This is a genomic window from Alteribacter salitolerans (assembly GCF_016901055.1).
Classification (GTDB): domain Bacteria; phylum Bacillota; class Bacilli; order Bacillales; family Salisediminibacteriaceae; genus Alteribacter; species Alteribacter keqinensis.
This window is the reverse complement of record NZ_JAFEUX010000004.1, coordinates 408,947-424,311: the sequence shown is the minus strand read 5'-3', so window position 1 is coordinate 424,311 and position 15,365 is coordinate 408,947. Positions and strand designations below refer to the sequence as shown.

Genomic DNA, 15,365 nt, shown 5'->3' with positions numbered 1-15,365 from the left:
TTTTGGATGGCAAAGGTAGTAGTAATAATCAACCAGCGGCACCCTGAGAACTTAAAATAAATTGATGTATTCTCTTAATTGCATCGTCAAAATCGTTTTTAATTTCATGCTCCCAAACACGCATAATGTTCCATCCCCGGGCTTTATAGTAAGAAGTGACTTCTTTATCTCTCTCGACATTTCTTTTTAGTTTTTGTTCCCAGAAATCTTTATTCGTTTTCGGCATATTTCCGTGTTCAGTGCAGCAGTGCCAGAAGCAGGAATCAATAAAGATCACAATCTTATACTTCCTTATGGAAATATCAGGTTTTCCAAATAAACCTCTGCTGTTTTTTCTGAACCTTATCCCTTTATTCCACAGTTCCTTTGATACGGCATTCTCAAGCTTGGACGGGGATTTGATTGCTTTCATGTTTTTTCTTCTTTGATCTTTGGTCAACGTATCAGTCATGCACACCCCTCCTACTTCATGCTTTCCCAGGTAAATAAAACGAGTAAACACTACTAATTAATCAAATTTAAAGTCGATTTATTTATTCCCCTGTATATAAACCGGAGAAGGAAGGAGTAAGGTCCTTTTTGTCGAAAGGTAGTTTTATAAGGAAAAACAGGAAGTAGGTATGAAGATGAATTTAGATCGATTTCAGCAATTGTTTGAGATAGAAAATACAACGGAGCGATGTCGTGAGGTATTAGAATACGCAGAGCCAAAGATGCAAGAGCTGTTTAAGAACTTAAAGGAAAAAGTAGAAATAGAAGAAGATGCATTTCTTGAAATTAAGAGCTATGGGGCTACGCTGAGGACTACATACCACAATTCAAAAAATCCCGACTATGCGGAATCAAAGAAAGATACGGAGATTGGAAAGCGTTATTATATAAAATTAAACAAAGTTGTTCACGATGATAAAATCAATTTGATAACTTTAGAATTTAATGGAGCAGACCAGACTTGGAGTGCTTATGCAGAAACGCGGTTTTATCCTATGTGGGCCGCACTTGCTAGTAAAAAGATTGAAGAATTAACATCTAAACTGCCTGATACAATTTCGCTTTACTTCAAAGAAGTTTCTAACAAAAAAAGAATAAAAGAGGTAAGAGAACTACCAGAAAATGTACGGAATTATACAAAGACTTTGAGGAAACCTTTTATTTACTTTGGTATTTTTAGGGATCTTCAAGGGAATTTGGATGAAGGTAAATTATTAATAGATCTTAAGAGGATTATAGATGAACTGGCACCTCTTTATTCTTACTTAACAGAAGACTGTGAAGAGTCATATCTGGCAAATAAAATATATCAATTGTTTTTGAATGAAAATAGTCCAAAAGAAATAACATTGCTGGGGTTGCCTTATCGGCTTGAATACGGGGAAGTTGAAAAATATAAAAATGAGGGGGAAAAGCAGACCTTTAATCTTTATGACCAAGACCAATTGGTTGTAAAAGGGGTTATCAGATATCTGGCTTTTTCAGAAAAGGATGCTCCAACACATCGTTTAGCCGTTCATATTGATGGGCATACTCATATTTTTGCTAAAGTACGTGAGTTGTTAGGGGAAGGCAAAATCAGATGGTGGATTTCAAAGGTATTTGCTAAACGTAATCTCGATAATCAACAACTCTTGAAAGATTCGTTAAATCATCTTAAAGGCATGGGGTTTGAAATTTCAGAATCTAAATATTCCCCAGGAGTATATGATAATGATCATGAGAATTTTGCAGAGGATACTGATAAAGTTAAAGCAAGACTAATAAAAGCTGCATTAATCTTTGCCCATGTTAGTGAAAGGCTCGTTCTTCCTGATGGAACACAAAAGGTAAAAGTAGTTGATGAAGAGGTAGAGGATGAAGAAGAAATAGAAGATACCTTAGAAAGCAACTTCGACTTCACATCCATCTACGAGATTGTGAAATCATCGAAGCTGACGTTTGAGATGCCGATCATTCGCGATTTCCACCTGAATTTAACGGCACTTGATGACAAGCACTTTGTTTTGCTGAGCGGGATATCAGGTACGGGGAAAACCCAGCTGGCGAAGCTGTATGCCAATGCGGTCTACGGGCTTGATTTTGAAGAAAACAACCCTTATTTGTCGGTGATTCCTGTTCGTCCGGACTGGATGGATTCGACGGCATTGTTTGGGTATTACAGCTCTTTTGACAAGCGGTATGTGGTTCCGGAGTTTTTGCGGATGGTGTTAAAGGCCAGAACTGAGCGGGACAAGCCGCACTTTATTTTGCTGGATGAAATGAACCTGGCCCGGGTGGAGTATTACCTGAGTGATTACCTGAGTGCGGTGGAATCTCAAAAGGCAGTACCGCTCCATGACCGGGAGGATATTGAAAGCGTGCCTCAGACGATTACGATTCCGCCTAATGTATATGTAATAGGAACGGTGAATGTGGATGAAACGACTCATTCAATTTCGGATAAAGTGCTGGACAGGGCTTACGTGATGACATTATCTGATGTGGACTTTGACCCGTTCTGGGAGACGGTTACGAGCTCGACCCGGGACAAGCTTTCCAAAGAGTTTGGCGTTCTTAAAGAAGTCCATCAGCTTCTTTTACCGTATGACCTTCACTTTGGCTACCGGTCAATGAATGAAATGGTCCGAAAGCTCATGCGAAATTTAGAACTTGAAGGCGAGTATCAGATGGGCCGCCAGGAAGCATTGGATGTTGTGATCAGGGAAAAGGTGCTGCCTAAGATTCGCGGTGATGAAAGAATAGCCCCGTTATTTGAAGAAATGAAACAGATGATCGGGGAAAAAATCGGAGCAGAAGCACGATCACTGAATGAGCTCAACCGAATGCAAAAGGAGCTTGACCGCTATGGCGCCACTCAATATTGGCGCTGATGTGATGATCCGGTTGGCGGGGGAGAGCTGGCAGCCGGCTGAGGAGTGTTATCTGACCGAAGCAACAGCCTATGAGTGGTACCTAGATAGACAGGAAGCTGTCGATATCAGACTTGGATCGATTCCCCTTTCTTATCAGAGAACAGAACAAGGTATTAAAGGGAGCTTCGTCACTCCTTTTCAAAGTGGTGAAATCGGTCTTTTCATCGACGGGGAAGTGTTTAAGACTTATCTTTATCCCGATGCACGGAAAATGACGGAAACCCAGTATGATCACATGCTCTCAGATGTATTGGAAGAAGCGGCAGTCTGCTTTCAATACTCGGGATCAACACGGGGCCTTGATTCATCAGGCTTTAACCGGGAGCTTTCATGGCCGCAGTGGCAGTACATTCAGGCGTCTTTTAAAAGCTTAACGCAGTTGATGGGAAAAGTGACGTCGAGGCCGTACCGGATTTTAAACAGCAGGACGGAATTCGTAAAAAAAGAAAAGGTAACAGTGGTTTCTCCAAGTACGGAACGATGGATAGAGCAGCGCTTGGGAAAAGGGACTGACACTGTCCCTGAGCAGTTGAGAACTTTGAAACGCAGGGAAACGACGGAGGTTTATGAAAATCAATACCTAAAAACACTTCTGATGGATTTTGAGAGAATTCTTAAAGGGTATTCAGAATGTAAGTATGAAAATGTGGTTAAAAAAGCAGAGTATTATCTTGGAAGGGTTCGCTACTGGCTTCACCATCGATTTTTGAAAGAGGTCAGTGAGCTGAAAGGAAGCAGGGTCATCACCCAGGTGATCAGAAAGAACCCAGTATACCGGATGACACATCAATGGTTTGAGCGGCTTTTCCGTTATGGAAATTTCAAAATAGGTTTAGAAAGCCCCGTATCATTAAAAGACACCTTTGATTTATACGAGATGTGGTGCTATTTCCAGGTGATCAAGGTGATGCGCCGGGAGGGACTTTTGGAGAATACGTCCTCTTTATTTACATTTAAGAGTGACGGTATTTTTCTGAATTTATACGTAAACAGGGAAAGTCTGGTATGGTTAAAAAACAACCGGAAGCTGTACTTCCAGCGCGTTTACCAAGCCAACTCACCGGATTTTTTCACCTACACCCACAGAATGATTCCCGACATTGTAATAGAGGGGAAAGATGAGCTCATCGTTTTTGACCCGAAGTACCGTGTTCCTTCAAACCTGACCCATGCCTTAGGTGAAATGCACAAGTACCGGGATGGCATCTTGTCAAAGAAAACTGGGGAGCCCGCCGTGAGGGAAGTGTATATCATGACGCCGTGGCAGAATGGACAAGAGGAGTCCAAACTATTTACAGAAGACTACCACCGGCAATTCAAGACAGGGGCCGTCGCCATGACTCCTGGTGAGGAGCAGAGGTGGCTGAAAAAGTGGGCGGAAGAGTTGAACAGAGCAGCGTTATCCTAAGACGAACGCTGTTTTTTGACCCGAGAAACGCGCATCGAAACCGATGCGCGTTTTTTTCTTGCTTTCTTCTGTTTCCTTGTCTGAGGTATGGAAGAAATGGAGAAAAGCCCTGCGGTTTCGACAAAATCCGAGTGGTGACAGGCACCGCTAGGGCTTGAACACCGTCGTCGCTTCCACCGCTTTTTTCCATCCGTCGTAAAGCCTGGTTCGTTCTTCTTCAGAGATCGAGTGGACGAACGTTCTGTCTACACTCCACTGCTTTCCGATCTCGGCTTTATCTTCCCAGAATCCTACTGCAAGTCCTGCAAGGTATGCAGATCCGAGAGCGGTAGTTTCCTGAATCAGTGGTCTTTCTACTTCCGACCCCAGGATATCGCTTTGGAACTGCATGAGGAAATTGTTTGCCACGGCACCACCGTCAACACGGAGAGATTTCAGCTCGATGCCGGAGTCTGCTTCCATTGCTTGAAGAACATCTTTTGTCTGGTATGCGAGAGATTCGAGAGTTGCGCGGACGAGGTGCTCTTTCTCCGTTCCCCTCGTGAGGCCGAAGATGGCTCCCCGTACGTCTGAATCCCAGTATGGTGTTCCAAGTCCGACAAAGGCAGGAACCACGTAAACCCCGTCAGTTGAGGAAACCCTTTTCGCGTATTCTTCACTGTCTGATGCTTTCTTCAGCATTCTCAGACCATCGCGTAACCACTGGATCGCTGACCCTGCTACAAAAATGCTTCCTTCAAGAGCATATTCCACTTTTCCGTCGATTCCCCATGCTAATGTGGTTAAAAGACCGTGCTCGGATTTTACTGCTTTTTCTCCTGTGTTCATTAACATGAAACAACCTGTACCGTAGGTGTTTTTGGCCATTCCTTTTTCATAGCACGCTTGTCCGAACAACGCTGACTGCTGATCTCCCGCAGCTCCGGCAATCGGAACGGATTCTCCGAAGAAATGATAGTCCACCGTATGAGCATACACTTCTGAGGAAGGTCTTACTTCAGGCAGCATTGACTTCGGAACATCAAGAATCTCAAGCAGTTCGTCATCCCAGGAAAGGTCGTAGATATTGTACATGAGTGTACGGGAAGCATTGGAATAATCCGTGACGTGGGCTTTACCGCCTGAGAGCTTCCATATCAGCCATGTATCAATTGTTCCAAATAAAAGCTCTCCGTTGTTTGCTTTTTCTCTTGCGCCCTCTACGTTATCGAGGATCCATTTCACTTTCGTTCCTGAGAAGTAAGCATCAATTAACAGACCGGTTTTCTCTCTGAACGTATCATTTAGTCCTTGTTCTTTAAGGGTTTTGCAAATATCGTCTGTCTGTCTGGACTGCCAGACGAGGGCATTGTAAACCGGTCTTCCTGTTTCTTTTTCCCAGACGACGGTGGTTTCCCGCTGGTTGGTAATTCCGATTCCTGCGATTTCTTTTGGGGAAACGTCCGTTTTCGTAAGTACTCCGGCGATAACGGCAAGGATTGAACTCCAGATTTCATTTGCGTTATGTTCAACCCAGCCCGGCTTGGGGAAATATTGCTTGAACTCCTGCTGATCGATGGCAACGACTTCACCTTCTTTGTTAAACAAAACAGCCCTTGAACTCGTCGTTCCCTGATCCAGTGATAGAATGTATTTTTTCTCCATGATTTTATCCTCCTCTTTTTAATTGCGTATTTTTTCTGTGAACAACTTCTTCTTCGTATTTGCCGCTGATGTTTTTACGTTTTTCCAAGACGATGGTTAATGCTTGTACGGCAATAAACAGTCCGATAAAGATCCATAATGCCGGATAGACAAGACCGCTAAACAGGGCGCTGTAAATAAGTGCTCCTAAACCACCTCCAATAATGGGACCCGCTATTGGAATCCAGGAATACGCCCAGTCTGAAGGTCCCTTATTGGGAATTGGCAGGAAGAAGTGGGCAAGACGCGGGCCCAGATCTCTGGCCGGGTTAATTGCATAGCCGGTTGTTCCCCCCAGGGACAGACCGATAACCATGATGAGCGTACCGACGATAATCGGATTTAACCCTTCGGTAAACTCGTTTGCTCCAATGGCCAGTAATCCAAACACCAGCATAAATGTTCCCAGCACTTCACTGAAGAAATTAGACGGTGTGTGCGGGATGGCGGGTCCTGTGGCAAAAACCCCGAGTTTGGCTCCTTGATCCTTTGTTTTTTTGAAATGGGGAAAATACTGAAAGAAAACGAGAGCAGCTCCGATAAAAGCCCCTATCATTTGAGCGGCTATATAGGCTGGTACACTGCTCCAAGGGAAGTCACCGACCAAGGCAAACCCGATGGTGACGGCCGGGTTAATATGGGCATCACTGATGTTTCCTACAGCATAAATAGCAACTGCTACAGCGAGACCCCATGCCACAGTAATGACAATCCAGCCTGAACCTTCTGCTTTCGTTCCTTTTAAAACTACACCTGCCACAACCCCGCTCCCCAGGATGATTAAAATCATCGTTCCCAGCACTTCACCTAAAAATGGACTCATGGCAAACACCGCTCCTTTTAAGTAATTAGAACTCCTGAGAAAGTGAAAAACAAAAAACGCAAAAAAGACCAGCAAAAAACAATCTACTAAAGGATTGCCCCCTTTAATAAAAATTGCATTCACTGGTCTCCGTGTCTCAGCAGTCGTTAACTTGTGGTTATCATTTAAGCACGCAATGAAAGCGATGTCAAAGGGGAATTCAATAATCCTGCCTGTCACATTAAAATAGAGTCGAAAGTATTGGTAGTATGTGAGTGGGGAGCTTGCCCTGGAGTAACCAGCGCTCCATAAGGTGTTATTCCGCTGTCACGAATGCTTATTCGGTCTGAAATCTGATAGAATTTAAGTATTTTAGTATTTTCCTATCTTGCTTTACCTGGCTGCACTATTAGCGGTTTTCCCTGATATGAAAATAGGAAACCACAATATTCCAATGACTGTCCGATTTGTAAGCAGGTTGATAGTTAAAGACCTGAAAATGAACTTCCTTGATAAAGAGAAATACAATAAAAGAGGCTGCCACCAAAACCAGCTTTTGGGACATCCTCTTTTATTAAAAAGTCCTATGGATTCGACAAAATCCGGGTGGTGACAGGCACCATTAAGGACTCAGCACTACTGGCTGCCAGAAGTACACAAACGTTACGATAACGATGATGGAGATAATGTTCATCCAGAAGCCGACCTTAACCATGTCGTCGATGGTGATGTAGTCGGAGCTGAAGACTGCGGCGTTTGGCGGTGTGGAAATTGGCAGCATGAAGGCACAGGACGAAGACAGTGCCACAATAGCCATTATTCCATATGGTTCAACACCGATACCAAGGGCAAGGCCGATACTGATTGGAATCAACATGTTTGATACAGCTGTGTTGGACATGATTTCAGTCATAAACAGGACGACCGCAGCCAATACGATCAGGATTAAAATAAACGGCAGAACCTGCAGCCCTTCGAGTAAATCACCAAACCATTCAGTTAGGTTTGATTCTTCAAATGCCGCGGCGAGGGAGAGTCCGCCACCGAAGAGAAGTAAAAGCCCCCAAGGCAGGTTTTTCATATCGTCCCACTTCATTAAACCGCCTTTAGCCTGTTTACTCGGAAGAAGGAACATGGAAGTTGCTCCGATCATGGAAATTGTGGTATCAGAGAGGCGGATGTTCTCCGGTAGAAAGCCACTCGATATCCAGAGTGTACCCGTCATTACAAAGATCGTCAGAACTGCTTTTTCCTCAAAACTCATCGGACCGAGTTCTTTAAGCTGATTTTTTGCAAAGTCATCTGAGATGTTGCCGCTTTGTTTCACTTTAAACTGAACACGGGTGATGTAAAAGAACAGGACGGTCAGTAAAATGACGGTAATCGGGAAACCAAACAGGAACCAGTCTGTGAATGTGATTGTTTCCCCGAGGATTTGTGAACTCACGCCGGCAAATACGGCGTTTGGAACCGAGCCGATGAGCGTGGCTAGCCCACCAATGGACGCCGCGTAGGCAACCGTTAACAAAAGTCCTTTTGCAAACTTATGTAATGATTTTTCATCAAAGAAGTCTTTTTCCTTTATATCCGTTATTAATGCAAGGGCAATCGGAAGCATCATAAGGGCTGTGGCAGCGTTGGAAATCCACATGGACAGCAGTGCCGTTGCAAGCGCCACCCCGAGAATAATCCTCCGGCTGTTCGTACCGACCATGGAGATGATTGTCATGGCAATGCGTTTATGAAGGTTCCATTTTTCAATGGCAAGAGCGATTGTGAATCCTCCAAAATACATAAACACGATTGGGTCGGCATACGCCATCGTTGCGGTGCTTTCTTCCGCACCGCCCGTGATTGGCAGAAGAAAGATTGGCAAAAGTGACGTAGCAGGAATCGGCATGGCTTCTGTAACCCACCACGTTGCTACCCAGGCTGTGACTGCGAGTACAGCCCTCGGGGCATCTTCAAGCCCTGTAATACCCGGTATAAAAAATAGAATTGTAAATAAAAGCGGTCCAAGGATGAGACCGATGATTTGTCTTCTACCCATTTTAAGGCTCTCCTTTCTAGATGAATCGACAATGTTTGAACATTTTCAATGATAAACATCTTGAAAGCGCTTATGTGAAAAATGATCAAATTTTTAAACAATTACATTTTTAATACCTCCATTTTCCAGTGTCAAAACGGCTGAATGTCTTTTCTTGTAACAAAAAGGGATTCTTAGGTATTTGTTGAAGTTTATCTATAGAAAGTAAAGGGGCTGAGATAATGAGTACATTTTTTATTCCTGCCGGGGAGACGGAAAGCTGGAGCAGCCGCCTTGCAGATAAAAAGAAGCAATGGGTAAAAGGACGATCAGCCATGGAGCTGGCTGAGAGCTGGGAGTCGGCTCGGGGCTTTCCAATGAGAATAGAGGAAGCATTTAAGAGAAGTGGTGAGCCGCTATTTAAAGAAGTAACGTTTTTGTATGGATTCCCAGAATACAAAGTGCCACTTCGAGGTGGAGCGACCGGTTCGCAAAACGATCTTTATGTTTTAGCTAAAGCAAAAGATGAGCTCATCACAATCATGGTAGAAGGGAAAGTGGATGAACCCTTTGGGCCGGTGGTCAGCTCGTGGTACGGGGCTGATCCGGGTGACGGGAAAAAGGAGCGGCTGAAGTTTTTGCTGGAAACGTTAGGTCTGGAGGGGATGGATGTAGCAGATAAACGGTATCAGCTTCTTAACCGGACAGCCTCTGCAGTCATCGAAGCTAAGCGGATTGGGGCAAAGCATGCTCTTATGCTTGTTCACTCGTTCAGTGAGACAGGCAAAGGGTATAAGGATTACGAAGCCTTTTTGGATCTTTTCCCCGTCATATCCGAAAAGGACTCTATCTCAGGGCCGGCAGCGATCGATGAGGTTGATCTTTATTTTGGGTGGGTGACGGATGAGCTGGTAAAGTAAGCTCTGGTTCTCGCCGAAGGGTTGTTATGGAGAACTTTGGTGTGTTTATGCAGATTTTCGAGTCTTTTATGGAGAACTTCGGTCCGTTTATGAAGACTTCGAAGGCATTTATGCAGAACTTTGAATGATTTAAAGAGAATTAGTCAATTTACGACAACTTCTCCCGCTCTTATAAGAAACCTCCTCTCAACTTCCATTACATATTTTCACTCCAACATCACACCCTAAGGAAGACTTTTCCGGATGGGTGGGGTGTAATGTGGAGGCTGGCTGGTTGTCGATTGTTCCGTTCTTATTGGTTATTCCTGTAGCGATTTACACCAGGCAGGTGCTGCCGGGACTGATTGTCGGTCTTCTAGTTGGTTCTTACCTGGTGGAGCCGACGATTCTTGGGGGCATGCAGGCGATGCTTAGCTACGTGGTTGAGGCCCTGATTGATGAAAATAACATTAAGATTATCGTTTTTTTGTATGCTTTTTCCGGACTTGTGGGTCTGGTTAAGACGAGCGGCGGGATAAAAGGGTTCGTGGAAATGGCGTCGGAGAAAATTACGAATAAGAGACAGGCTTTGATTTTGACATATGTATCTACGATCGGAACGTTCAGCGCACCTACATTTCGGTTTGTCACGATCGCGCCAATTATGAAGGCCCTGTTGAAAAAGGTGAAGATGTCCACGAAAGAACTGGGTTTTGTGATCGAGACCACGGCAACACCCGTGATTGTCCTTATCCCGGTGGCCACAGCTTTTGTCGGCTACATGGTGTCGGTGATACAAATTTCTGTGCAGAATGAAGGAAGTGCTCTCGATCCGTACGACTTGTTTATCAGAAGCATTCCATTTAACTTTTTTGCCATCGTAATGATCCTGCTCGGGATTTATCTAAGCTTTTTTCACCACTCCAAAACAGGAGGACCGACACAGATTGAAGAGGAAGAGAAGCCGGAGGAGGACTGGCACAATTGTCACCCGTCTGTATCTCTGGAACTGCCAAACAAGCCTTTAAACTTGATTATTCCGATCATTCTGGTGATCGGCCTGACGCTGTTTTTAACGTGGTGGGACGGCAGGGGAGAAGGAGTGAACTTCTTTCAGGCATTTATCGAGGCAGATGTTCTGCAGGCCATGGTCGTAGCACTTCTTATTACGATTTTCATCAGCATGGCTTTCTTTTTGTTTCAGCGGTTTAAGCTGTCCGATCTGATCGACAGTTTCATATTGGGCGGGAACGAGTTAATGGCGGTCATCGTGCTTTTGTCCGTCGTGTGGGGGTTATCTTCTGTAACAGATGACCTTGGTTTTTCAGGGTTTGTGACGGCAAACATCGGCTGGATTCCTCACATGTTTTTGACGCCGCTTATGTTTTTGTTCGGGGCAGCAATCTCATACTTTATCGGGTCTGCCTGGGGAGCATGGGGGATTTTAATGCCTCTGGGCGTATCCATGTCCTTCGCAGCAGACGTGAACCTCCCGTTAGTGATCGGTGCCGTGTTTGCAAGCGGATCATTCGGTGCATTTGCCTCACCGCTCAGTGATGACACGAATACGATTGCAAAAATTCTCGGTCTCACCGTCATTGATTATGCCAAATTTAAATTGAAGCCGGCTCTCATCGCCGCGGCGATTACAGCGGTTTTGTATACGGTAGTACCGTTTTTGCTGTGACTGAAAAATCTAAGTAGAGACCTCGTCATTTTTGGCGGGGTTTTGTCTTTAAAAAGGATATATCTATTTTTAAACGAATAGTTCTTGTAAGGGAGTCAGGAGGGAAAGAGATGTATAAATTAAAGGGAACACAGGTGGATAAAGTTGATGAAAGTACGTTCCAGGAGATCGATTTGAAAGAGAGAGATGTTGAAGAAATTCTTCGGAATAATATAGATATGATCTGTGATGATGAAGAATCAATGTTGATCGTTGGCAAGCAGATCAGAAATGAAAAGAACGGCATCAGTGATCTGACAGCAATCGATAGTGAAGGAAATATTGTGCTGATTGAGATTAAGAGAGATCGTATGGACATGGTTCGCAGAAGAGAGGCTTTTGAATTTCAGGCAATCAGGTACGCAGCAAGCTATGCTACTGTGGAAACCGTTGAAGATCTTGTTACAACAATTTATGGGCCGTATATTGAAAGATACCGTCATGAATTTACAGATAATGATCTAACAGCTTCTGAATTAGGTTTACGTAAGATTAACGAATTCTTGGCCAATAACAATGTCGTTAATCAGTTTAACGAGAAGCAGAGAATTATCCTTGTTGCTTCAGACTTCGACGAACAAACGTTGTCTGCCGTTGCCTGGTTAAACAGTAATAATGTAGATATCAGCTGTTATAAACTCATCCCTTTTCTGCTTGAAGATGATGTTTTTCTTCATGTTGAAAAAGTATTGCCCTTAAACGTGAGTACAGATTACTATGTGAATCTGATGTCTAAAAGAAGTCTCGCACCAATGAAGAAAAGTAAAAGCCATATTACGAGAAGAAGCTTACCTAAAATTGATGACATGTTGGAATGGGGAGTGGTTAAGGCTGGAGATACTATCGTAGCAAAAGGGAGGATAGACGAAGCAACACTGCTAAGTGACGGAAATGTGGAAGTGGATGGCAAAACAATATCGATGCAAAAGTGGTTAAAAGGATTATTCGGCTGGTCCAGCATACAAACATACGTGTTCGCTATTCATAAAGAAACGGAAAAATCATTGAGCAAAATAAGAGAGGAATATATGGAAAGGAAAGAGGGGGAGTAACAAACTTAGAAAAAACGATGCCGATGAAACGGCTTTTCAACGTAAAAATTCATGAAATCTCCAATTGCCAAAACCGAATGGAACTTTTTGGTTTCTACCCTCGTATACCTTAGTAATAGTTGTTCGAGGGGGCTTTTACATGATAAATCGTTGGATGGATACGGATCACATAATGCCAGTATTAATTACAAAGGGTATTTTACTTTTAATTGGAGTGTTGTTTATCCCTGTGGTAGCAGTAATGTATTTACAGGACCTGTTTTTTTATGAGCAGACCTATTGGGTTCTGGTTCGTCCGCGGGAAGCCTATCTGTTGTTTGGCGGAGGGATGCTGATTTCTGCTGTACTGTGCTTTACTCTTGCTATATCTATGTCTGTTGCTGACCGTAGGGGTAAAAGAAACAAATTGATTATTCCCCACATCCTGGCGGCAGTCTCCACGTTTCCCCTTTTTGTATTCGGTATTTCCCACTATGCATATATCGATGATTTTGGCATTCATGAAAGTAAGCCATTCTCACTTTCTGTAACAAGTTTTGCATTTGAAGACATTGAAGAAGTGACAAGAGAGACAGTAGGCAATCAGCATCAGCGCTCCCTTTATACGTTTAAAAGTGGAGGAGAGGAAATCTCCATCCTTAATGATGTCCGTGACTTCAGGCTCCGGACCGGTATTGCGAGAATGCTTGATGAAAATGACTGGCGTGTGATCAATCTTGATGAGTGATTAAGGTGGGGGCAAAAGGCGTCAGGAATACGCTTGTATGATGAGGGAGTCACGATTTAGGAGGAATGATAATGACACCGAAAAGAAAAGTCATGATGTTTATTGCCATGAGCTTGGATGGATATATTGCAACAAAAGACGAATCCCTGGAGTGGCTGTTTAAGCATGAAGGAGATGGGGACAACGGCTATGAAGCGTTTTATGACACGATTGATACGGTCATCATGGGCCGGAAAACGTACGAGTGGATCAAGACTGAAATGAGCGGGGGATATCCTTACAAAGGGAAAGAAAACTATATTTTCTCGGCCGGCCTCACCGGGGAAAAAGGCGATGTAATCTTTGTAAACGAAGATCCGGTTTCTTTTACAGAACAGCTTAAAAAGCAGGAGGGAAAGGACATCTGGATTGTCGGTGGGGGAGAGCTGCTTTTGCCTCTTATAAAAGAAAAGGTGGTCGATGAGATGATCATTGCAGTGGCACCGACGCTCATTGGGAATGGCATTCCGTTGTTTAAAGAAGGGGAGTACGAGCTGGACCTGGAGCTTATGGGTACGAGGCGGTTTGATGATTTTGTGGAGCTGCATTACCGTGTGAAAAAGGAATAATATCAAACAAACTGTTCCGGATACTTTATCGGGACAGTTTGTTTGTTTTGGAGGCGATTCAATTGATTACCCTGGACAATCTTGCCACAGCTTCGGGGATGTCTTGGGGGGGTATTGTAGCAAAACCTAATACGAGGCTGATGGTGTTGTTATGGTTGTGATTTTCCAGTTGTTTTAATGTGAATCTCTTAATAGAGTAAACTTCAAGTTTTTCCTTTTTTGCCCTTGCGTGAATTTCCTCATACTTCCGATGTGTTCTAAAGTGCGCAAGAAAATGCAGCCCTGCAGGTATGTCTTCAATGACAACCTCTTTGCCGAAAATGTCTTTAAGCTTTTTAATCAGGTCTTTTCTTTTTAACTCGTAGTGATGAGTCATGCGTTTAATATGTCTGTCATAATTGCCGTCCTTAATAAAGTAGTGGAGGGTATAAAGACTGAAGGTATTACTCTCCTGAATCCAGTTTGCAAAGTACTTCCGGTAAGCTTTCAACAGTTTTGGGGGGAGGACGATATAACTGATTCTCAGACTGGGTAAAAGCGTCTTCGAGAATGTTCCGGCATATATCACCCGCTGGTTGCGGTCAAGACTTTGTAAGGAAGGGATATTGTCTGTCCCATATTTAAATTCACTGTCATAATCGTCCTCTACTATATAACGGTCATTGGCTGAGGCAGCCCAGTTTAACAGTTCAATCCGCCTTGAAATCGGCATGATTTTACCAGTGGGAAACTGATGGGATGGGGTAATGAAAAGGATATTCGGATTCGCATCATGGATTTCATTTATGTCAATACCTTTTTTGTCTAATGAGATCGAAGCTACATCAAATTTCATGCTTGTCAGTAATTCATGAATCCTGGAATAGCCGGGATTCTCAATGGCTACCTTTGTATTTTTATCCTGCAGGGTCATGAAATGACGTATTAATGCTTGTGTTCCTCCCCCGATCACAATTTGTTCCGGTTCACAGACCACACCGCGCGTTAATGCGATCATCCTTGCAATGGTTTCTCTTACAAGATAGGGTCCCTGAAGGTTCATAATTTCAGAGAACTCATGCTTGTGTTCCCGGATGGCTTTATTCTGGCACTTGACCCATTCTTTAAAAGGAAACATGGAAACGTCTGATGTCATGTGAGAAAAGGAAAGCCAGCCGTCTTTATGCACGGGGGTCTCTCTAAGATTATCAGGAAATTCTTCCGGTCTTTGAGTGTGTATGAAGGTATTCAATTTTTCTACATAGTAGCCTTTTCTTTCAATTGTGTAGATGTAACCTTCGGCAAGGAGCTGCTCATAGGCCGTGGATACGGAGTTAACACTCACTTGTAACTGAACGGCTAACGTTCTTTTTGAAGGAAGCTTATGATTTTCTGCCAGCTCATTTGCCGTTATCGCCTTTTTTAATGCTTGATAGATCTGTTGATAAATATATTTGGTATTCTTTCTTTTATTGACATTAAGAAAAATCATAATGTTGCCCTCCAACTGGTACCATTCAAAATATAAATCTGGTTCTTTTTATTA

General features: G+C 43.5%; 12 protein-coding genes. 7 read left to right on the top strand and 5 right to left on the bottom strand.

The genetic code is table 11. The annotated features are described in order from the left end of the window. Positions 1–28: 28 nt before the first annotated feature. Positions 29–451, bottom strand: coding sequence for a very short patch repair endonuclease (locus JSY36_RS10715; RefSeq protein WP_205166399.1), 423 nt, complete (start codon positions 449–451; stop codon positions 29–31). Positions 452–620: 169 nt separating this feature from the next. Here JSY36_RS10715 and JSY36_RS10710 point away from each other — a divergent pair, with 169 nt between their 5' ends. Both JSY36_RS10710 and JSY36_RS10705 read left to right on the top strand, forming a co-directional pair. Continuing rightward, positions 621–2,864: an McrB family protein gene (locus JSY36_RS10710; RefSeq protein ID WP_205166398.1), complete on the top strand. Its 2,244-nt coding sequence runs from the start codon at positions 621–623 to the stop codon at positions 2,862–2,864. Next, on the top strand, positions 2,839–4,314 hold the full coding sequence (locus JSY36_RS10705; protein ID WP_205166397.1) for a DUF2357 domain-containing protein: 1,476 nt from the start codon (positions 2,839–2,841) through the stop codon (positions 4,312–4,314). The genes JSY36_RS10710 and JSY36_RS10705 overlap by 26 nt, the downstream gene beginning before the upstream one ends. A 147-nt stretch (positions 4,315–4,461) precedes the next feature. Here JSY36_RS10705 and glpK read toward each other — a convergent pair whose 3' ends face one another. From glpK to JSY36_RS10690, 3 genes are all read right to left on the bottom strand, one after another. Then, a complete protein-coding gene (gene glpK / locus JSY36_RS10700) occupies positions 4,462–5,958 on the bottom strand; it encodes a glycerol kinase GlpK (RefSeq protein WP_205166396.1) in 1,497 nt (498 codons plus the stop codon). Between the two features lie 4 nt (positions 5,959–5,962). Then, positions 5,963–6,820: an MIP/aquaporin family protein gene (locus JSY36_RS10695; RefSeq protein ID WP_205166395.1), complete on the bottom strand. Its 858-nt coding sequence runs from the start codon at positions 6,818–6,820 to the stop codon at positions 5,963–5,965. A gap of 601 nt (positions 6,821–7,421) precedes the next feature. Then, positions 7,422–8,849 carry an SLC13 family permease gene (locus JSY36_RS10690; RefSeq protein ID WP_205166394.1) on the bottom strand — a complete coding sequence of 476 codons (1,428 nt, stop codon included), beginning with the start codon at positions 8,847–8,849 and terminating at the stop codon, positions 7,422–7,424. A gap of 221 nt (positions 8,850–9,070) precedes the next feature. On the opposite strand from JSY36_RS10690, the gene JSY36_RS10685 reads away from it, so the two are divergent. The 5 genes from JSY36_RS10685 to JSY36_RS10665 all read left to right on the top strand — a co-directional run bounded on the left by JSY36_RS10685 (position 9,071) and on the right by JSY36_RS10665 (position 13,840). Further along, positions 9,071–9,748 carry a DUF6946 family protein gene (locus tag JSY36_RS10685; protein ID WP_205166393.1) on the top strand — a complete coding sequence of 226 codons (678 nt, stop codon included), beginning with the start codon at positions 9,071–9,073 and terminating at the stop codon, positions 9,746–9,748. Positions 9,749–10,007: 259 nt separating this feature from the next. Continuing rightward, complete coding sequence (locus JSY36_RS10680; RefSeq protein ID WP_205166392.1) at positions 10,008–11,414, top strand: Na+/H+ antiporter NhaC family protein; 1,407 nt, start codon at positions 10,008–10,010, stop codon at positions 11,412–11,414. Positions 11,415–11,524: 110 nt separating this feature from the next. Next, on the top strand, positions 11,525–12,505 hold the full coding sequence (locus JSY36_RS10675; RefSeq protein WP_205166391.1) for a hypothetical protein: 981 nt from the start codon (positions 11,525–11,527) through the stop codon (positions 12,503–12,505). 139 nt (positions 12,506–12,644) lie between these two features. Further along, positions 12,645–13,232, top strand: a complete 588-nt coding sequence (locus tag JSY36_RS10670) for a hypothetical protein (protein ID WP_205166390.1) — start codon at positions 12,645–12,647, stop codon at positions 13,230–13,232. Positions 13,233–13,303: 71 nt separating this feature from the next. Next, complete coding sequence (locus JSY36_RS10665; RefSeq protein WP_205166389.1) at positions 13,304–13,840, top strand: dihydrofolate reductase family protein; 537 nt, start codon at positions 13,304–13,306, stop codon at positions 13,838–13,840. Positions 13,841–13,898: 58 nt separating this feature from the next. Here the strand turns inward: JSY36_RS10665 and gabR are convergent, their stop codons facing one another. Beyond that, a complete protein-coding gene (gabR, locus tag JSY36_RS10660) occupies positions 13,899–15,311 on the bottom strand; it encodes a MocR-like transcriptional regulator GabR (protein ID WP_205166388.1) in 1,413 nt (470 codons plus the stop codon). Positions 15,312–15,365: the final 54 nt, after the last annotated feature.

Coding starts and splice junctions, on each gene's coding strand:
- gabR (WP_205166388.1), bottom strand. CDS start 15,311: ATGATTTTTCTTAATGTCAATAAAAGAAAGAATACCAAATATATTTAT.
- JSY36_RS10690 (WP_205166394.1), bottom strand. CDS start 8,849: ATGGGTAGAAGACAAATCATCGGTCTCATCCTTGGACCGCTTTTATTT.
- JSY36_RS10715 (WP_205166399.1), bottom strand. CDS start 451: ATGACTGATACGTTGACCAAAGATCAAAGAAGAAAAAACATGAAAGCA.
- JSY36_RS10705 (WP_205166397.1), top strand. CDS start 2,839: ATGGCGCCACTCAATATTGGCGCTGATGTGATGATCCGGTTGGCGGGG.
- JSY36_RS10665 (WP_205166389.1), top strand. CDS start 13,304: ATGACACCGAAAAGAAAAGTCATGATGTTTATTGCCATGAGCTTGGAT.
- JSY36_RS10670 (WP_205166390.1), top strand. CDS start 12,645: ATGATAAATCGTTGGATGGATACGGATCACATAATGCCAGTATTAATT.
- JSY36_RS10685 (WP_205166393.1), top strand. CDS start 9,071: ATGAGTACATTTTTTATTCCTGCCGGGGAGACGGAAAGCTGGAGCAGC.
- JSY36_RS10695 (WP_205166395.1), bottom strand. CDS start 6,820: ATGAGTCCATTTTTAGGTGAAGTGCTGGGAACGATGATTTTAATCATC.
- JSY36_RS10675 (WP_205166391.1), top strand. CDS start 11,525: ATGTATAAATTAAAGGGAACACAGGTGGATAAAGTTGATGAAAGTACG.
- glpK (WP_205166396.1), bottom strand. CDS start 5,958: ATGGAGAAAAAATACATTCTATCACTGGATCAGGGAACGACGAGTTCA.
- JSY36_RS10710 (WP_205166398.1), top strand. CDS start 621: ATGAAGATGAATTTAGATCGATTTCAGCAATTGTTTGAGATAGAAAAT.